Annotated in this window: 16 protein-coding genes, 1 tRNA gene and 2 pseudogenes; 5 read left to right on the forward strand and 14 right to left on the reverse strand. The window is 36.6% G+C overall.

Going from position 1 to position 19,609, the window contains the following annotated elements; all coding sequences use genetic code 11:
• Positions 1 to 62 precede the first annotated feature (62 nt).
• The 4 genes from RICGR_RS02160 to RICGR_RS02175 form a co-directional block, all read right to left on the reverse strand.
• Positions 63 to 401, reverse strand: coding sequence for a hypothetical protein (locus RICGR_RS02160; protein WP_006034977.1), 339 nt, complete (start codon positions 399 to 401; stop codon positions 63 to 65).
• An 82-nt stretch (positions 402 to 483) separates the two neighbouring features.
• Entirely contained in the window at positions 484 to 1,833 is a 1,350-nt protein-coding gene (locus tag RICGR_RS02165) for an AAA family ATPase (protein WP_006034803.1), read from the reverse strand.
• A gap of 2 nt (positions 1,834 to 1,835) precedes the next feature.
• Positions 1,836 to 2,336: a hypothetical protein gene (locus RICGR_RS02170; protein WP_006035550.1), complete on the reverse strand. Its 501-nt coding sequence runs from the start codon at positions 2,334 to 2,336 to the stop codon at positions 1,836 to 1,838.
• Between the two features lie 32 nt (positions 2,337 to 2,368).
• A complete protein-coding gene (locus RICGR_RS02175) occupies positions 2,369 to 3,193 on the reverse strand; it encodes a hypothetical protein (protein WP_006034891.1) in 825 nt (274 codons plus the stop codon).
• A gap of 184 nt (positions 3,194 to 3,377) precedes the next feature.
• Here RICGR_RS02175 and RICGR_RS07655 point away from each other — a divergent pair, with 184 nt between their 5' ends.
• Positions 3,378 to 3,710: a helix-turn-helix domain-containing protein gene (locus tag RICGR_RS07655; RefSeq protein ID WP_275113637.1), complete on the forward strand. Its 333-nt coding sequence runs from the start codon at positions 3,378 to 3,380 to the stop codon at positions 3,708 to 3,710.
• Positions 3,650 to 4,600 carry a tyrosine-type recombinase/integrase gene (locus RICGR_RS02180; RefSeq protein ID WP_240992258.1) on the forward strand — a complete coding sequence of 317 codons (951 nt, stop codon included), beginning with the start codon at positions 3,650 to 3,652 and terminating at the stop codon, positions 4,598 to 4,600. The genes RICGR_RS07655 and RICGR_RS02180 overlap by 61 nt, the downstream gene beginning before the upstream one ends.
• A gap of 51 nt (positions 4,601 to 4,651) precedes the next feature.
• Here the strand turns inward: RICGR_RS02180 and RICGR_RS02185 are convergent.
• Together RICGR_RS02185 and RICGR_RS08085 are read right to left on the reverse strand one after the other, a co-directional pair.
• Positions 4,652 to 4,728: transfer RNA gene (locus RICGR_RS02185), tRNA-Arg, on the reverse strand.
• 46 nt (positions 4,729 to 4,774) lie between these two features.
• Positions 4,775 to 5,192, reverse strand: a pseudogene (locus RICGR_RS08085) (tyrosine-type recombinase/integrase); the annotation flags it as partial.
• Positions 5,193 to 5,713: 521 nt separating this feature from the next.
• Between RICGR_RS08085 and RICGR_RS02195 the strand changes: the two are divergent.
• A complete protein-coding gene (locus RICGR_RS02195; RefSeq protein WP_006035740.1) occupies positions 5,714 to 6,958 on the forward strand; it encodes a hypothetical protein in 1,245 nt (414 codons plus the stop codon).
• 24 nt (positions 6,959 to 6,982) lie between these two features.
• Here the strand turns inward: RICGR_RS02195 and RICGR_RS02200 are convergent, their stop codons facing one another.
• The 3 genes and pseudogenes from RICGR_RS02200 to RICGR_RS02205 all read right to left on the reverse strand — a co-directional run bounded on the left by RICGR_RS02200 (position 6,983) and on the right by RICGR_RS02205 (position 9,767).
• Positions 6,983 to 9,091 carry an ankyrin repeat domain-containing protein gene (locus tag RICGR_RS02200; RefSeq protein WP_006035310.1) on the reverse strand — a complete coding sequence of 703 codons (2,109 nt, stop codon included), beginning with the start codon at positions 9,089 to 9,091 and terminating at the stop codon, positions 6,983 to 6,985.
• A 172-nt stretch (positions 9,092 to 9,263) separates the two neighbouring features.
• A pseudogene (locus RICGR_RS08120) lies at positions 9,264 to 9,485 on the reverse strand (DM13 domain-containing protein); the annotation flags it as partial.
• A 15-nt stretch (positions 9,486 to 9,500) separates the two neighbouring features.
• Positions 9,501 to 9,767 (reverse strand): hypothetical protein, encoded by a 267-nt coding sequence (locus tag RICGR_RS02205; protein WP_240992193.1) that lies wholly within the window; start codon positions 9,765 to 9,767, stop codon positions 9,501 to 9,503.
• A gap of 397 nt (positions 9,768 to 10,164) precedes the next feature.
• Here RICGR_RS02205 and RICGR_RS02210 point away from each other — a divergent pair, with 397 nt between their 5' ends.
• Positions 10,165 to 10,719: an Hsp20/alpha crystallin family protein gene (locus RICGR_RS02210; protein WP_006035568.1), complete on the forward strand. Its 555-nt coding sequence runs from the start codon at positions 10,165 to 10,167 to the stop codon at positions 10,717 to 10,719.
• Between the two features lie 20 nt (positions 10,720 to 10,739).
• Here RICGR_RS02210 and metF read toward each other — a convergent pair whose 3' ends face one another.
• Both metF and metE read right to left on the reverse strand, forming a co-directional pair.
• Entirely contained in the window at positions 10,740 to 11,585 is an 846-nt protein-coding gene (gene metF / locus RICGR_RS02215; protein ID WP_006034994.1) for a methylenetetrahydrofolate reductase [NAD(P)H], read from the reverse strand.
• Positions 11,563 to 13,905 (reverse strand): 5-methyltetrahydropteroyltriglutamate--homocysteine S-methyltransferase, encoded by a 2,343-nt coding sequence (metE, locus tag RICGR_RS02220; protein ID WP_006035583.1) that lies wholly within the window; start codon positions 13,903 to 13,905, stop codon positions 11,563 to 11,565. Before metE ends, metF begins: the two co-directional genes overlap by 23 nt.
• A gap of 513 nt (positions 13,906 to 14,418) precedes the next feature.
• On the opposite strand from metE, the gene RICGR_RS02225 reads away from it, so the two are divergent.
• Entirely contained in the window at positions 14,419 to 15,087 is a 669-nt protein-coding gene (locus RICGR_RS02225) for a hypothetical protein (RefSeq protein WP_006034665.1), read from the forward strand.
• Between the two features lie 81 nt (positions 15,088 to 15,168).
• On the opposite strand, the gene RICGR_RS02230 is transcribed toward RICGR_RS02225, so the two are convergent.
• From RICGR_RS02230 to RICGR_RS02240, 3 genes are all read right to left on the reverse strand, one after another.
• A complete protein-coding gene (locus RICGR_RS02230; RefSeq protein WP_006034663.1) occupies positions 15,169 to 16,509 on the reverse strand; it encodes a S41 family peptidase in 1,341 nt (446 codons plus the stop codon).
• Positions 16,510 to 16,685: 176 nt separating this feature from the next.
• Positions 16,686 to 18,239 (reverse strand): 2,3-bisphosphoglycerate-independent phosphoglycerate mutase, encoded by a 1,554-nt coding sequence (gene gpmI / locus RICGR_RS02235; protein WP_006035293.1) that lies wholly within the window; start codon positions 18,237 to 18,239, stop codon positions 16,686 to 16,688.
• Positions 18,240 to 18,260: 21 nt separating this feature from the next.
• The gene (locus RICGR_RS02240; RefSeq protein ID WP_040615395.1) at positions 18,261 to 19,580 is read right to left on the reverse strand and encodes an MATE family efflux transporter; all 1,320 of its coding nucleotides are present in this window, start codon (positions 19,578 to 19,580) and stop codon (positions 18,261 to 18,263) included.
• Between the last annotated feature and the right edge of the window lie 29 nt (positions 19,581 to 19,609).

The raw sequence follows: 19,609 nt of genomic DNA on the forward strand, positions 1-19,609 counted from the left end.
AAATCATTTTTTATTAAACATCATTGGCAGCAAGAGACATAATCCGGACAGCTGGGCCAAGTTTATATCTCGCCACAGTTCTGGCAATCAACGGTTTTAGTGTAAATAGCAGAAGGTATGTGAAGATCTAATTCTTTGAGCATAAAATAGGTCTCCACCATGGCTTTTAGCATCGCTGAATTATCTTTCACCTCATCCCAATCATCGGCTGTAAGAATTTTTAATTGCTCAATTCCTAAACCAAAATAAGGTTGTTCAGGATGCAACTTTTGGGGTGTTTTTTGGGGGTTAAAAGTTGCATTATTTATCCACAGCTTTGCAGAGGAAGTTTCAGTGGCATTTCTCTCTAAAGCCTTATGAGCTAAAGCTTTAATCGTCATCGGTTGCACCGTTTGTTTCATATTATTCTCCTAAATGAGCAGAAAGTTGCAAGTTGCATTCTCTAGGAGATGCAACTTGCAACTTTGGTCTGATAGCATCCGTTTAAACATGAACAATACATCCTTCTTCTTTTGCTTTTTTAAAATAACGACTGGCTTTTGACTTGCTAATGCCTAGCTCTAAAACAATCTCGTGTTGTCTACATCCTTGCTTAGCGAGCTCAACAACCTTCTCAAAAGTTGATTTCTCTAGTGTTTTTAACTCCCAGATTTGTTGGTTATTTTTTGTGATGAGTTTAACTAAGAGAGGTCGTGCGGAATCACCACAAAAAGAGCGCGCCTTTTCAAAATGAACTTCAAAACAAGCACCATCACTTGGGTCATAATCACTCGGGTGTTTTAAAACAATGACGGTATCTAGTACATCTTCACGTTTGCTCGTTCCTCGTGCATTACCATTTTTTGCCGCATGATGAATAAAAAGAACAGAGCGTCCTTCGGATCGCATACGCAAAGCCCAGGCTTGCACTAATATCCAACCCTCCGCTTCATTTTCTTTTCCACTACGACACAATGTCGAAATGTTATCTACGACAATGAGTTCGACATCTTTTAGAAAAGGTTCAAGTGCGTGTTGCCCTTCTAGTGTAGACAAATCAGGCATACCACGATTTTGAATGTCGGGTGTGAGAATAGTAAAAGGAGCTTTGGCTTCTTCTGTATGAGATAGCACAATAGAGGCCAGCCGCTCTTGCATCGTTGCTGCAGGCATTTCTCCATCAAGATATAAGACAGAGCGCGGTTTATCTGCTTGCCAGCCTAAAAAGGAACCTCCACTGGCTACCGCATAAGCAATATTTAAGGCGACGTGGGTTTTGCCAACGCCTCGTTTGGCATAAAGCATGGCTAATCCTTGTTTTGGTAACCAGGGTGATAAAATAAGTTCGCGCTGAGCAATATTCAGCGTAAGAAAGTCAATTAATGTGATTAATTGCAACTTGCTTTCAGGAGAGAGATGGTTACTTAACTGATTAATTTTATTTTCTAGCCAAGCTAAAGTTTCTTTCGTGTTTTGATGAGTCGCATAATGATTTAATAGTTGGCTTATTTCTATTAACTGACGACGATTTGAATGTTCCTTTATAATATCGACATAAGCTGCGATATTAGATGTGCCGGGTGTTTTTTTGATGAGTTCAAGTACATACATATCACCCTTTATTTCCTTTAATTCAGGCACTTTCTTCGCTTCTTCACTTAATGCCAATGCATCTACGCTTTCTCCTTTTTTAATTTTCTTTGTAATTTTCTCAAATAAGATTTGATGCTCTAATTGATAGAAGTCCTTAGATACTAAATGATCACTGATACCCGACCAAGTTATATTATCAAGTAGTAAACCGCCTAAAACGGCTTGTTCTGCTTGTAAGGAGTAAAAAAGATTATCGCTCATCGCTATTCTCCTTCTAGCATGAGTAGACGGAGATCATAAAAAAGATCTTTTAAAGTTTTACGAAACAATCTCGACAAATGATCGGATTTTAATAAATTAAATATTAAATCGAGCAAAATTGAGAAATTATCATCCAAAAAAATTTCCACCCCCTTAAATAGCCGTTCAACATGCATTCCTTGATTTTTATTTTTTATAGGGAACTGCTCAAAATAATGGGGAAGATAGATAAAATCTCGGATTACTTCAAATTTTAAAAAATCATGCTTTTGAAGTGAAGCTAAAGAAGAATAAATACTTATTATTTTTTTATCTAATGCTTTTGCTATATCAATAGGAGAGCATTGAAAATACCCTAATCGATTAGTATAAGGACCCGTATATAAATAAATAAGTACTATTTTGTCTTTCATGGTTAATTTAGCCTGTTGCATGGTTAACCAGAAATTTTTAGGTAATCTTAAAGATTGAGAACGATTATCAAGAGTAGCGTCAAAAAACATAGAAATTCTCCTTGTTATAATTAAAATTAAGATTAGAAAATTCTGAATACTTCGTAACTTTCTGAAGATTTGATGCGATTGACTGCATCAGATATTTTTATCTCTTTATTTCTAACTTGGTTGATTAATTCATCTGTACCATATAGAAATATCTTTTTTAGTTGGAGATATTGAGTTCTTGAGAAACCTAATCGATTCGCTATAAATTGATCCGTTCTTCCGGTAACTTCGTTCCATTTTAGACGAAGTTCGTTATTACATTGTTTTTTATTTTTAAATAAGTCCGACCGATGGCCTTGGCGATTACCAATAAATTTCCCTAAACTTATTCCTATTGCTATAAGCTCAAAAACATCAAAAATACTTCTTAGATGAAGAACTTCATACTTTCCATCTTTTAAATCCGACAAATCTATTTTCCAGGCAGGAACAGTCTTTTTATTCTGTTTTTTATAGAGTAAAAAAGTTTTTTCATTAGCGATGATCTTATTGTTTTCATCGATAATAATCGCTTTAAGTTGATTTAAAGACGAGGAAATAAAAGTTATTTTTGGTAATTCTAAAGAATGACATTTCACCTGATTTGTCTGAACATTCATCGATCGAATTGAACTGGGTGAAGAAAAAAATAACGACTTAATCTCATTTCGTTCTTTCGGAGAAATTAAATCTAAAGGATTCACTCTATATTTTTCTTTCTCCCACAGATAGTTAGCTATCTTCTGTGCAAATGTATACTTAATATTACGACCATTTCGCATCAAACTTACATTTTGATGGGATGTTCCTAATTGATTAGCTGCCTTTTCCACTGTTCCACATAGTTTAATAAATCGTTCAAAAGGATTGACTTCCATACATTTCTACTCCGTTTATTGTTTTTAGGCATTGGAATAAAAACAATTGTATGCAAAAAACTTGCAACACGTGTTGCGAATTTTTCTAGTAATCTGAGTAGGATAAATTCTAAAAATAAGGAAAGTCTATGCAGCCTCAATTAATGCGATTCAATGATCTTACGAATAATTGGAGGTTATATAAATGAAAACCTTCGATCTTAAAGAAGCGGCACAGTTTTTGAAGATGAACCCTGAAGGACTTAGAAGACTAGCAGTCAGTAAAAAAGTTCCTGCAGCAAAGCCAGGTAAATGTTGGTGTTTTTTAGAAGAAGACCTTGTTAATTACGTTCGATCACTTTACGATCACTCTTGCAAAGTATCGCAGGGTGTCTCACACAAGAGGAGAAAAAAAATATGGCACTCTGTAAACGAAACAATATCTGGTGGATTAGATTTTCACACAATGGAAAGAGAATACAAAAATCGACTGAGACAACTAACAAAGCAGCCGCGCAAGAACTGCATGATCGACTAAAATCGGATTTGTGGCGGCTCGGTAAGCTAAACGAAAAACCAGAAAAACTGTGGCAAGAAGCTGTTGTTAAATGGCTGGATGTGTGTAAACGTAAAAGTAAGCGTAGCTTAGAGGAGGCTGGGTTTCATCTGATGTGGGTCGAACCTTATCTAAAAAATAAAAAGTTAATTGAAATAGATATTGATTTAATCGATGAAATAATTCAAGCCAAGCGGAGTGAGAAAAAAGTTTCCAATGCAACAATCAACCGACTGTTAGAAGTGATAAGAGCTATCCTGAATAATGCCTTTAAAAAAGGATGGGTAGAAAAAATACCTTCTATATCGTTGTTTGATGAAATTGAACGGGATCGCTGGTTAACAAAAGATGAAGCAGAACGGCTACTTAAAGAGTTACCGCCACATTTATCGGACATGGCCGCTTTTTCGTTGTTGACGGGATTACGTAAAGCAAATGTGACCGGACTGAAATGGAGAAATGTTGACTTAGTCAGACGACATGCCTTTGTGAGTGCGTCACAATCAAAAACGAATAAGGCAATACCAGTACCACTTAGTACAGAGGCAGTTGCTATTATTCGAAAACAGGTGGGTAAACATATTGAGTTTGTTTTTACCTATGAAGGAAAACCAATGAAGCAATGTTGCACAAGATCGTGGCGTAAAGCGTTAAAGCGAGCAGGGATAGAAGATTTCCGTTGGCATGACTTACGCCATACGTGGGCCTCCTGGCATGTGCAAAATGGAACGTCATTATATGAGCTGCAACGATTGGGCGGTTGGTCTTCTTACAATACGGTACAACGTTACGCGCATTTAAATAGTCAGCAACTTCAGGAAGCAGCCGAACGTGTGGCGTGTACAAATTTGGTACATGGTACATTTAAGTGACATTTTAAGTTGTAGCTAAATTGGCTAACTTATTGAAAAATAAGTGAATTTTGGCGCGCCCGGAGAGATTCGAACTCCCGACCACCAAGTTCGTAGCCTGGTACTCTATCCAGCTGAGCTACGGGCGCATAACCCTAAGAAGCCCGGCATTCTAACAGTTTATCACCCATTCAGCTAGCCTCCTTTTGCTGCCGTTTGAACAGAATATACCAATTTTGTACCAGATACTCGCTCGGCAGCCTTCATAAGTTGATCACTATTTAAATGCGCATAGCGTAATACAATGTCAAAAGATGACCATCCGCCTAATATTTGCAATTCTGTAAGGATGTTCCATTTTGAACATGCCAAGATGCCCATGTATGACGTAAGTCATGCTTCGATCTTTGCTCGCTTTAACGGCTTTACATCATGCAGCTGTATTGCATTGCTTAACAGGGTTTCCTTCATAGGTAAAAACAAATTCAATATGTTTACCTATTTGTCTTGCAATAATTGCCGCAGCTTTTGCATTAAGAGGTACTGGAATTGCTGTTCTAGTTTTTGATTGTGATGCACTCACAAAGGCATGTCGCCTTACTAAATCGACATTGTAAAGCTCCCCTTTATACCCCTCAATGTCGGGGAGCGCGCGGTACAAAGAAGATTTAAAGATTGCTAAGAAGATATTAGCTCGGGGCTATGAGTATGGCGCTATTAAAGATCTTCTTATTAGTTTAGATAAGGCTAAACCTGAATACCTTATACTGCTTGCATTCTAAAAATGCTCTATACAGTTTTTTCGTACATTTGAACTCCGACATTTTCTTCTCTTTATTGCTTTATTTTTACCTGCTTACTTTAAGATCTTTTCCATAGCCGCGAAATTCCTGTAAAAATGAATTACGTAAGTAAATTTTATTTTTAGTTAATTATTCAGGAGACAAAAATGGCCTATACACGATTCCTCAGACCCATCCGTTTCAATCAAAGCATTATTATTTTTTAGAGCCAAAAAATTCTTTAATTTTTTGATCATCAATGTCAAAATTGAGTTACTCGTAAAAAGCTTAAACAAGTGTTTGCAGAAGAATCGAATGCATAATGAATCAAGGTTATTTATAAGGAGGAAAAATGCCTCTATTTCCATTAGATCCGAAGCCAAGGTCTTCTATTTTGTATGTGGAAGAAATGCATGATTTGATTGAAGAGAAAAAAAATCGTAGATGGGATTTAAATATTTTTATTTTTTCTAGCGACGGTTACCACGAAGAAAAATATAAATATAATAGCGAACTCGATATTTTCTTTAATTTATTATCTAAAAATATGAATACCTCTCAAATACCAAGTCGTTTCCAGCTCGCAATAGAAAATCAAAATCATTGGTTTAGTGTCGATGCCTATATTAAAAATAAGCAAGTTTATCTACTTGTTATTGATGCTGCAGGACTTCATAGAAGTACAGAACTTATAAAAAAAGCGTCGGTAAACTTAAAGCCTATCATTTTTTCCTATAGCGGAACTCAAATACAATGTGATTTTGAGCATTGTTCTTTTTTTACGTTAGATCATCTTTTTCGTTTATCGAATCGGCATCAGCATTGGAACGATTTAATTGGGTTTAGTGCGTTTGCACCCAACACGGTTATTTATTTTGATCATGAAGCATGCCCAAAATCGTTAGCGTTTATTTTTAAAAATATACAATCTTTTAAGGGATTCAATAAATTACCGAATTCATTGAAAATGACAGTGATTAATAAAAAAAATCAAACGCTTGAACACGTTATTAAAAAAAATAGTTATATGGAAAATATTTCAAGTGCTGAAATTAAAGTAATAAACACAGGTATTTTATTGAAAGAAAAAAAATATAAGCAAAGAGCCACTCATTTTTTCAAGCGGAATTACAACGAGGTTTCAAACCGACAAGGATTTGATATTATCGGTGGAAGACTCGGAAAGTTGATCACTAAAGTGATTCAGCATAAGGGAAATAATTTTTTTGATTTCTTTACAGAAAAAGATAAATCGCTTATAAAAACTAACCCGCGAGAGATGCTTGATATTATAATTTATTATGAATTAAAAAGTTTTTTAATTTTTTTAATTGAAACGAAACTTTTATATAAAGAATATATTAGTATTTCCGATATTTGTAGTTTTATAAATAAAGATTTAAATCTATTTAAAGTTATTTTAGCGTATGTCAAGAATTCCCTGACCTACGCCGATAGGTCAGAAATCAATGATCAAATAAATTTATATGGAAATACTCAATTTAAAGATTATTTTTCATTAAGATTTTTTGAGGAATTTCATCTCTCTTCATATAATAGCACAACGCAAACGAGAACATTCAACGTGGTTATTTGAAGTGGATTTAATGTCGTTCATGAGTTATGAAAGAAACGTTGATTCAATTGGAGTAGGATTGGAAAAATTGGGATTACCTTCAGCAGATTCATCTGAGGATGTAGATTTAAAAAATAAAAAAGCCACTTTTTTCACATCGTCTAAATGTGTTAAATAACCGAATACTTTTTTCCATAATTCTGGAGGTAAACGTCGCTTATCAAGCTTAAACTGTGATAATGTAACTAAGGCTTTATGTGCTAATAAACCCTTTTCAAAATTTTCTTTTATTTTACTTCCAAAGTAGGGATATTGATGTGTGAAATTTTCTGTGTTGATTAAACGTTGTATCTCCTGATTAGAGGACATAGTTTCTAATTTATTGATATCTTTTGTAACATAAAAATCGAACAAAGCAGATGGGTTTGAAGTCATTTGTTTTAAAGTTAAAATTTCATCCCAGTAATCCGATAAAACGGCATCTTCGTGGATGAAATCAGGTTTCTCCTCCGTTGAATTTTTTAGAAGGTGTAAAATAAATAATTTTGCGAGTTCAATAGGGCCGTTTTTTGAAACCAAATAAAGCGCTGTAATATCTTCGTGGTGAGTGATATTAATAGTCGCTCCTTTTTCGAGTAGTAATTTTATTATTCCAGTGTGATTTTGATAACAGGCCAGATGAAGTGGTGTAATGCCTTCTTTGTTGCTCCTATTAATAGGAGCACCCTTATCAAGCAGTCGTTTTACCATTTCAAGGGTTCCTTGACAACAAGCCAGATGAAGTGGCGTAATGCCTTCGTTATTTGCACTATTCGTATTTACACCGTCTGCTAGCAGCAAGTTTACTATTTCAGTGTGATTTTTATAGCAGGCTAAATGCAGTGCTGTAACACCTTCTTTATTAAGACGATTACTATCTGCACCTTTATTAAGCAGTAGTTTTGCTGTTTCGGCGTTACCTTGAAAACAGGTCACATGAAAGGGTGTATTACCAAGAAAGTTAGTCACGTGAACGCGAGCGTCGTTTTCTATCAATAATTTAACGATCGACGTATGGTTTTTTTCGGCCGCCAGATGGAGTGATGTATTGCCATTGATGTTAACGACATTAACATTTGCGCCGTTTTCTATCAATAATTGAGCGACGCTGATATGACCTGCGAAACAGGCTTGAATGAGTGGAGTTACATTATTAAAATTAACGGCGTTAACATTCGCGCCGTTTTCTATCAAGAGCTGAACTATCATTGTATGGCCTTTTTCGGCCGCCAGATGGAGTGATGTGTTACCATGGATGTTAGTCCTTTTTATTGTAGCACCCATTTCTATCAGTAATTTGACGATATTAAACTGGTTCTGCTTACAGGCGATATGAAATGGTGTTGTGTCATTCTTGTTAGTCGCACTCATTGCTGCCCCGTGTTTTATTAATAATGTGGCGATTGCCGTGTAATTTTTTTCTAGAGCCAAATGAAGTGCTGTATTTCCGTTCGTATCAACGGCATTAATATGTGCTTTTTCTTTGAGTAATAGTTTGACTATGGATATGAATCCTTTGGAGCAGGCGATATGAAGTGACGTGTTAACGGTATGAGTCGGTGCACCGCTTTTTATCAATAAATTGACTATCTCGAAATGTCCTTTTTCTGCGGCTAAATAAATGGCTTTATCGCCATTTGTGCGAGTGGCATTAATATCCGCACCATATTCTACGAGTAGTTTAGCGAGCTTGGCGTGGTTTTCAGCACAGGCAATATGAAGCGGTGTATTCGCATGCGTATCAATGATATGGACAGGTATTCCTTTTTCTATTAGTAATCTGGCTAATTCAGTATGGCCTTTTTTAGTGACTACATGGAGTAACGTTTCTCCGTGATCACCAATTTCATTGATGTTGGCCCCATGTTGAATCAGTAATTCTACGAGTTTAATGAATCCTTTTTCGCAGGCCCAAAATAAAGGGGTAAATCCATTGACGTCAAATGCATGGATGTTAGCGCCTTTTTCGATCAATAATTTTGCTATCTCCGTATGACCTAGAAAACAGGCTTTATGGAGCCCTGTGTACCCCACAATATCCGCTTCATAAGCTTCAATATTTGTTATTTTTATATTAAATAAATCTTTAAGCGTATTAAAAAAAAATTGTAACATATTAATTGCGGTCATTGTTTTTAAATAGATTTTAGAGTGATAAATAAGAATTATTGTCTGTTCGATGTTAATTTTTATATTAAACCTTAGTTTAGCACAATAAGTGGTTATCGTTTTTACACGTGAAAAATTTTAAATTGATTTAAAATAGATAGACGAGTATATGTAATTTTTAATCATTAATTTTTTTTAAATTGGCTGATGTAATCAGTTGCGCAAATGAAACACACCAAACAACCACAGAATGTATTTCTGACATATTGACGGTATAGGGGACCCTATAGACCTGGCTGCCTTGAAAGCTTTTTAACATGCCGAGATCGTATTTTTTTGAATTTTGAAAAGCAGCCTTGGTTTTAACCGTGTGGGCGTTCGATAAAAAAACATGAAAAGCAGGCCCTGGACCGACTTAAAAATCCCGACCCAAGAAGATTTCATATTGGTTTTTTGTTTTATAGACGGAAACAGAGCCTTGGCCATAATGAAGTCTATCTTTTGGATTGGGGTGAATAAACATCCCCTGGGCAACCTTTGTTTTCGTTTCAATATGAGAAATTTCCTCATTCAATACAGGCGGAGGAAAAATAAAGGGATAAATAATGAGCATCGTGACGAATCCAGCGACGAGACCGATGCTACCTGCGATTAACGTTTGAATCATCGTTCGTTTTTTCACGTTCGTTTCCCAGTGATGACAACGAGGTTTTGGAAAATGAGATAATCTACAGTATAGTTGTTATTATGGGGCAATCGTCTAGGATTTTCTAAACGTTTTAAAACGAAAAAGCTCGATTTAAATCATTGCTTAAGGCTACTATTGAAAGGTCAATAGATAAGAAGATGAGGGTGCTCATCACTCCATTTGAAAGCAAATTTTTGGATCGGGCTTATTTAAGAAGCGATCGACAATGCGCGCTACACCGTATACAACGCTGTCGCCCTGTTATATGCGTGCAGGCGCCGTTATGACCAAAACGCGGTTAACTAAGTATTTTTAGAGATTACTTTCTAAGTCTGGCAAGTCCGAATGAAATCTTTTAATATAATATTAAAAATTATTGAGGAGAAAAGCAATGTTAGATTCAGTAATAAAAACGTCGGTTATTCTGGTTGGTTTTATGCTTTCCAATTCAGTACTAGCGCTCACTCAATCGACAACGGGGCCAACGGTTAATCATACGGCTTCTGAAATGAAAGCGACGCCGATAGAACCCTCTATTCCGGTAGAAAGTTGGCCCCATTTCCAGCCAGGATTTAATCCATTTTTGCAGCTTGATTCTGCATTCGCGCAACCGTTTTTTTCGAATCCTCTGTATTTTAATCGGTTGATGATGCAGGAAAAGCCTAAACAATATTTAATTTCATTCGATATGCCGGGTGTTGATCCGCGCAAAATTAAAGTTTCAATTTCGCAAGGAATACTTTTTGTAAAGGCGAAAAGCACAAATGAAGATCTCAAACGAGACGATCATAATCAGTATGTGTTTTCTTATCATGTGGCCTTGCCCGATAATGCCAATCCTAAAAAAGTAAATGCGGTTTTACATCGTGGCGTACTAAAAATAACGATTGAAAAAAATAATCAATTAGCCGCGATGGCCGAAATACCAGTAAAAGAAATTGCTTGACATAAAAATTCTTTTTGATTTTATCCATAGCGGTGTAGATTTTCTATAATACGATAGGTGGGGTTAGCGCGATTTAAAGTATAGAAATGGAATTCTTTAACTCCATTTTGTAACAAGTGTTGGCAGAGCTTCGTCACAAATTCAATACCCACTTCTTGTAAAGACTGTGGATCGTTGCTAAGCATAGCCAGGTGCTTACGCAACCACAAAGGGATTTCTGCGCCACACGCCGTTGAAAACTGAATAAGTTTTTGATAGTTTATAATGGGCGTAATGCCTGGAACAATCGGAATGTGAATTGAAGCTTTTTCACACGCTTCAATGAAGCGAAAATAAGCGTCACTATTAAAAAAAAATTGTGTAATAGCACTATTGGCGCCGGCTTCGATTTTTCGTTTAAAATTTTCAATATCTTTTCGGGGACTAAAAGCTTGGGGATGGAATTCCGGATAGGCAGCCACAATGATATGGAAATAATTGCCGGTTATTTTTCGAATAGCGCTAATGAGTTCGTTTGCATAATTAAATTCAGATAGTTTGGGTACTTCTTTAGGTAAGTCGCCTTGAATGACTAGCAATTGTTTAACCCCTAATTGTTGATACTCCATGAGCAAATCATATAAACGCGGATAGGTCATATTGACGCAGGAAATATGGGGGGTTGCAGCAATTCCATCCTTAACGAATTGCTTTATGACGAGGAGTGATTGGTGCTGTATTGCGCCACCGGCACCAAAGGTGATTGAAAAATAATTGGGTTTAAGTTTAGATAGTTCTTGTCGTGTTGCGTATAAATTTTTCAAACCACGATGTGTTTGGGGGGGGAACACTTCAAAACTAAAATTAAATTTTTGACATAATTGCATCTGAAGCTTCCTTGTTCGTTGACAATGGTATCCCTGTTTTATCCTCACGAAGTACTTGAGCGGCTTCGATCATGTTTTGTAATGCAGGTGTCACTTCATTCCAATGACGTGTTTTTAGACCACAATCTGGATTGACCCAAAGCCGTTCAATAGGAATATAACGGAGTGCTTGTTTCAATTGATTAATCATTTCATTTTTTGAGGGGACACGCGGTGAATGAATGTCATAGATTCCTGGACCTATTTCATTTGGATAAGAAAAGGATTCAAATGCATGCAAAAGTTTCATGTTGGAACGAGAACTTTCAAGCGTAATGACGTCGGCATCCAATGCCGCAATGGCCTCCATAACATCATTAAATTCGGAATAACACATATGCGTATGAATTTGTGTACTCGCTTGAACTGCAGAAGAAGCAATCCGGAATGAAAATACAGCCCAATCTAAATAACTTTTCCAATCTTTACGACGTAAAGGTAATCTTTCACGAAAAGCAGGCTCATCGATTTGAATAATACGAATGCCTGCACGTTCGAGATCAAGGACTTCATCGCGTAATGCTAATGCAATTTGTAATCCCGTTGTTTGGTAGGGTTGATCATCTCGGACAAAAGACCATGCTAACAGTGTTGTGGGCCCTGTTAGCATGCCTTTAACAGGACGCTGCGTTAAACCTTGACTATAAGCGGACCATTCTACCGTCATGGGTTTTGGACGATGGATATCACCATAGATGATAGGCGGTTTAACACAGCGGGACCCATAACTTTGTACCCAGCCATTTTTAGTGAAAACAAAGCCCTCTAAGCATTCACCAAAATATTCAACCATGTCATTACGTTCTGCTTCACCATGCACCAAAACGTCTAAACCTAAGGCTTCCTGTCGAAGGATAACATCTGCAATATGTTGTTTTATTTTCTGTTGATAAATTTCAGAGGTCATTTTTCCTGATTTATAGGCAAGCCGAATTTTTCGGATATCCGATGTTTGGGGGAATGAGCCAATCGTTGTTGTCGGGAGTAAATTTAATTGTAAGCTTGATTTTTGTTGTTTTGCACGAGAAATATAGTCCATATTTCGTTTAGCCATAGTGGGCGTGATTGATTTAATTCGATTTTGTACATCGCTATTCTGAATACGCGTTGATGTTTTTCGAGTGTGTAACGCGCGTTGATTTTCTATTAATAATTGCGTCGTCGTCGGTTCGTTAGAATGGAGGGCACGTGACAATAACGCGATTTCAGCTAATTTTTGTTTGGAAAAAGCGAACCAATTTTTTATTTCCGGATCCAGTTTCGTTTCACTGTCTAAATCAACAGGGACGTGAAGTAATGAACAACTACTTCCTAACCATAAGTTTTCACCATAGCGTTCATAAATAGGACGTAATACCGTTAAGATTTTTGTTAAATCAGCGCGCCAAATATTGCGACCATTAATGAATCCTAGAGAAAGAACTTTGTTTTTTGGAAAAACATCGAGACAACGAGGCAATTGTTCTGGGGCTGTGGAACAATCAATGTGCAAACCATGAATAGGTAATTGGTCGATAAGCGATAATTGATCGCAAATGTCACCAAAATAAGTGGTTAACAGACAATGAATGTCATTAAAATTTAATTGTTGATAGGTTTTTATATAGGCTTGTTTCCAATTTTTATCGATATCAAGTGCTAATAATGGTTCATCGATTTGTATCCACTCAATATTTTGGGAACGGAAATGCGCAAAAATTTGATTATAAACAGGCAGTAAATTTTCTAATAAATTTAATTTATTAAATTCAGTTTGTTTCGATTTTCCGAGCCAAAGATAGGTTAATGGCCCGAGTAAAACGGGTTTGACACGATAACCTTTCGCCAGGGCTCTATCAATTGATGAAAATAAATAATCGGTACTTAATTGAAAAGTTTGATCCAAACAAAACTCAGGAACCATATAATGGTAGTTGGTATTAAACCATTTTGTCATTGCGCAGGCGGTAGTTTCTTGAACATTGGGTGCTTGACCACGCGCCATATAAAATAATGTATTTAAATCTATTTTTCCGGTATTGAAACGCTCAGGAATGACGCCAAATAAAGCACTGTGATCTAATACATGATCATACCAAGAGAAATCACCGACAGTGATAAAGTCTAGCCCCGCATCGGCTTGCATTTGCCAATTTTTATTTTCAATCTGTTGACCGATGTGTTGTAATTCAACGCTCGATATTTCCTGTCTCCAATAGCTTTCGACTGCTTTTTTCATTTCTCGATTGGCACCAATCCGAGGAAGACCCAGTACATGTGATGAATTAAATTGAATAGACATAACATTTTCCCTAAAAAATTAAAAAATAATACGAATGCCTCACTCAAAATGAGTGGTGTGTGAATGATTAAAAGATTAAAACGTACATTATGGACGAAAGGAAAAGGTAAACAGAAGGATAAATCAATAGGGAGCCGTTTCAAGGAGCAACAATTATCATCCATGATATTCACTTTCGTGTGGACAGTATAAACAAATAACAAAAAACCACCGGCTAAAGCGACAGTGGTTTTTAGGACGCTTTAGCTAAATTTATATAGCGTCAGCAAGCTGTAGTTCAAATCGACGCTTATCAAGTAAGCTGAAAGTATAGATGAAAAATAAGTAGAAGACAAGATAATAAGGATTATCAACTCTATTTTTTTATCTCGTTCACCGATTTATTTTTTGAATAAAATGATAAAGATTTAACAAACAACGACGCCTTTTAATTTTTTTAAAAGATAGACAACAATCAAAAATTTAGATAAATTTTATAGGTTTAAAATTGCAAAGAAGTAAAAGGAGCCTATTATGGAAGAGAAACAAACGTGTTTCAGAGAAATGGTCAATGAGTTTTGCGGATATGCAATTGATGTAAACCTTTTTTCGACGATGCTTGAGTCTTCACTGATTATAGGATCGTTAAGCTATATTTATGATTTGTACCGAAATAGACGACTCAGTTCAAATGATCATCAGGAAATAAAAAAAATTTTTCACGACAATTTTATTTTTTTTTCCGAAGAAAACAATAAACAAACAGAAAAAGAGGATTATAAAACGTTGTTTTTATTATGTTTCCTTGTTGCATTATCGTTAATTTTTGGTTCCTTTTATTTACCGCTTATTTTTATTCCATTAACGTGCTGTTTTTTAATGAGTTGGCTTGTCAGCTATTGTATCATGAAAAAAAAAAATGATCTATTAAATTTAGAAAAAACTAAGCTTCCGGATGAGTTATTTCGTTTAAAATATGAGTTAAATGGGTTAAAGAATATATTAGTCGATAGTTATGCCACCGAAACAGATAACCACGCAGATAATCAGGATTCAGTAACCCCTTATTCGATTGAAAATACGTCATGCCCCAAAAAGGGAGTTACATTTTCTCTGATTACGAAGATTAACCTTTTTTCTGAAAATTTTGGTAGTAGCTTATCTTTAGACATAGAAGAGCGTGGGGTTGCCCCTCAATTATGAGAACTGATTTTATCTGTTTTATCGTGGATAGAAAGATGAAACGTTTATAGTTGATGAAAACTATCCATGGAATGTAGTGTTCTATAACGGAGTTTTTGTGGGTTGTAGGGCAATCATGCTTTTTAGTAAATTGAATGCTTCAAAAAGTTGATAATCATTTTTTAATAAGTCGGTGGTATTGGTCGCACTGGATGAGGGTGATAAAAAGGAATGGTTAGGGTTTTTATCATTTTTTAAGTGTCCTTTTAATTCAGACTCATGAAACGAAATAGCTTCAATAGGATTTTTAGTGAACGCATTTATTTTGAGTTCATCGACGATAATATCAGGAGAAATTCCTGAAGCTTGAATCGATCGACCGGAGGGTGTGTAATATAAAGCCGTGGTCAGTTTAAGGGCTGCGGCATCATCGAGTGGAATGACTGTTTGCACGGACCCCTTCCCAAAACTTTTTGTTCCTAAAATAACAGCACGATGATTATCTTGTAATGCACCGGCCACGATTTCAGCGCCTGACGCACTTCCTTGATTAATTAAGACAACCAATTTTTCGGAATAAACCTGATCATTCGGTTTAGCTAAAATTTTCAGTTTAGCATCGGCTGATTGGCCCATTGTGTAAACGATCACTTGGTCGTAATGCATTGTCTTCGCATCCAGAAACGCATTAGTGACTTCTGCTGCAGAGGTTAATAACCCACCAGGATTGTTTCTTAAATCCAAAATGAGGCCTTGAATCGGCGTTTTTTCTTGGTGTTGCAATTTTTTAAGCATATGATCAAGATCATGACGTGTACTTGCTTGAAAACTATTAATTCGAATATACGCATAACCCGGTTCTAAAAGATGCCCTTTTATACTTTGGATATGGACGAGCCCTCGTTTTAAATGAACGAAGCGTGGTTTAGGTTGACCCTGTCGAATTAATGTTAATTGGATGGAACTCCCTTTTCGACCACGCATTTTCCTAACTGCTTCACGTAAACTCAAACCTTGAATTGGTGTGTTATTAATACGTATGATCCAATCTCCTGGTTTAATGCCTGCTTTTTGCGCGGGACCGTCATCAATGGGTGTTACGACACGTAACAACCCTTCTTCCATACCGACTTCGAGCCCTAAACCACTGAATTCACCAGTCGTTGCTGTTTTTAAATCCTTTAAATCGTCTGCATCTAAAAAACTAGAATGCGGATCAAGTCCACTCGCCATACCTTGCATCGCATTTTGTAGAAGATCATGTTCTGATATTTTTTGGACATATTCATTTTTTATAATTTCTAATTCTCGGTTAAAGCGTAATACATCTTGGGAAAGTTTATTTTCCTGAGGGGAAGGGACTTTGGCTGGATTAGAAAAAGCAGAGCTGAAACCTAATAAAAAACAGGCCAAGAAGAAAAAAAATGGAATTTTTAGTTTCATACCCAGTGATCCTTTTAGTTTTGTACAAAATTTAATCTTCTTATCCGCAGCATGTTGTGAGTAGACTCAAATGATTGACAGCGTTATTTATAGTGTAATTCACTTTGGTGAATTTGCGAGAAGCGAGTCAAAAAATTGTTATTTTTTTGACCTATCAAGAATGTATAAACGTGGGATTATATGAGCGTCAATAGGCTTTGACCGGTCATTTCTTGGGGTTTAGGTAAATTTAATACGTATAAAAGCGTAGGCGCAATATTCGCTAAACTGGGATGTTTGATGGGATTTATTTTTGCCGGACGACCCACATAGATAAAAGGAACGGGTTTGTTCGTGTGAGCTGTATGTGCTTGCTGTGTGTTTTCATCAAACATACATTCTGCATTACCGTGATCGGCGGTAATCAGCGCTTCGCCGCCATATTGTTTCAAACAGTGCGTAATTTTTCCAATACAGTCATCGATACATTGAATAGCGTGTAATGTCGCGGGTAAATTCCCAGTATGGCCGAGCATGTCAGGGTTTGCAAAATTACAAATAATAACGTCATATTTTTTTTCTTTAATCACCTTTAAAAGGTGATGTGTAATTTCAAGCGCACTCATATCAGGAACACGATCATAAGTGCTTACTTTTTTTGAAGGGATTAAAACACGTGTTTCGTTTATCAAGGGTGTTTCATTTCCGCCATTAAAAAAGAAAGTGACATGCGCATATTTTTCAGTTTCAGCGATACGTAATTGGCTCAAATGATGCTGAGCCAAATAATCGCCTAAACTATTGCGCAGGTTTTGTTGTGGAAAAGCAACTTGACTGGGCAGTGTTGTTGCGTATTCAGTTAAAGAGATAAATCCAGCGAGGCGCGGATGTAATTGCCTGTGAAAGGCGTTAAAGGATTTATCAAGAAAGGCATGACTTAATTGACGTGCTCTGTCAGCGCGAAAATTCATAAAAATAACTAGATCACCGTCATTAATAGTGAGGTGTGATGGGTTTATTTCTGTTATTCGGGTGGGTGATACAAATTCATCGGTTTCTCCGCGATCGTAGGCGAATTGCAAAGCTTGTAAAGCATTGGTTGCTTGATAGTTTGTTTTTCCTAAGGTTAAACAATCGTAAGCGATTTTCGTACGTTGCCAACGTTTATCTCTATCCATGGCATAGTAACGTCCCATAAGACTTGCAATTTTTCCTATACCTAATTGGGTACATTTCGCTTCAAGACGTTTTAGGAAAATTTTAGCACTTTGAGGCGGGGTATCTCGGCCATCCAGAAAAGGATGGAGATAACAGGATATTATACCCTGTTGCGCAGCTAGTTCGAGTAATGCAGTCCAATGGTTCTCGTGACTGTGAACACCACCTGAGGATAAAAGTCCTATTAAATGAACCGATTGATGATTGGAAAGAATTTTTTTAAATCCTGCTAGCAAGCAGGAATTTTTAAAAAACGCTCGGGTCTCTATTGCGTTATTAATACGGGTTAAATCTTGATGAATGATTCGACCCGCACCCAAGGTTAGATGACCCACTTCTGAATTACCCATCTGGCCAACGGGTAGGCCAACCGCTTGGCCCGATGCATCGAGTAATGTGTGCGGGCAGGTTTCAAGCAAATGATCCCAATGTGGCGTATGAGCCATCGCAATGGCATTGTGATCTTTTTTTTCGTTGAAACCCCATCCATCCAATATGAGCAAGAGAAGGGGGGAGGGATTTTGTTGAGACATCGTCATACCTTGATTTTTAATCTATCGTGGATGAAACAATAATGCATTGATTTTACGGTGGTATTGCCAACTCAACAAAAATAAACCGATCATTTCAGCGAGGATTGTTGCCCACCAAATCGCATGACTTGAAAAACCATACGATAGCGCAATGCTGCCTAAGGGTAAAGCGATGACCCAAAATACTAAAATAGAAGTCAATAACGTAAATCGAGTATCTTTTAGGCCGCGTAAAGCACCAAATAGGACAAAACGAGGCGCTTCAAAAAGTTGTACGAATGCCGCTAAGCCTAAAAATGTTTTTGCTAAATGGACAATGTTCGCGTTATTCGTATCGTTTATATTAAAGTCAATGCTGATAAGTTTTTCAGGAAAAAACCAATAAAGGATTGCAACGCCAAACATAAACGCGCTGGCATAAAAAATACCGACAGTTGTCGTGTTATTCAATGCTTTTTTATTATTTTGACCCACATTGTGTCCTATGCGAATAGTAATGCCTTGAGCGAGCGCAAAGGTGACTATCGAGAATAACCAAAAAAATTGTAAAGTAATTTGATTGGCGCTGAGTGTATCTGCATTAACGCGGCCCATCAGGAGACTCATGACGAGAAAAAAACCAACTTCAAAAAAATAAGTGAACCCCAAAGGTAAACCGACTTCGAAAATTTCATATATTTGTGGAATTATTTTTTTAAGGCGCGGCCATTTAAAATAAAGACGATATGTTTTATTGAAGCAGAAGTAAACACAAAAACCAAGTGTAATAATCCAAAATGTTATCGCGGCTCCCCAGCCTATGCCAGCAATCCCTAAATTGGGAAAACCAAATTTTCCAAACATCAAACTATAATTGAAAAAAATGCTCAGCGGAACAAAGAGTAAGCTAAAGGTTAGATTAATTTTAGTTCGACCTAAACCCGCCACAAATTGTAGGAGTACCGTGATAATAAAATCAGGAATAATTGCCCAAGTAAGACCATGGAGAAAAAATTGAGCCAATTTAACGGTTGTTGGCGCTTGTCCAAAAAATAAAAAAAGAGGTGAGAGATTCCATAACAATAGCATAGCGGGTAGCATTAAAACGATAGCCATGAATAAGCCCGCAAAAAAAACACTGGCTATTTCAGTGTTTTTTTGTGCACCATAATAACGTGCAACTAAGGTTGTAATCGCCGAAAGGGTTCCCCAAATAATGACCATTAATGTTGTAAATACCCAGTTGACTAAAGCACCAGCGGCAAGACTTGCTGCTCCAAGATGTGCTAGAAATATATTCGAAAAAAATCCCACGGAAGTGTCAATGATGCCACTTATTATCAGCGGGATGGATAAAGTCAATAGGGTTTTGCTCTCTCCCCAAAAGCGTT

The organism is Rickettsiella grylli, from assembly GCF_000168295.1.
Classification (GTDB): domain Bacteria; phylum Pseudomonadota; class Gammaproteobacteria; order Diplorickettsiales; family Diplorickettsiaceae; genus Aquirickettsiella; species Aquirickettsiella grylli.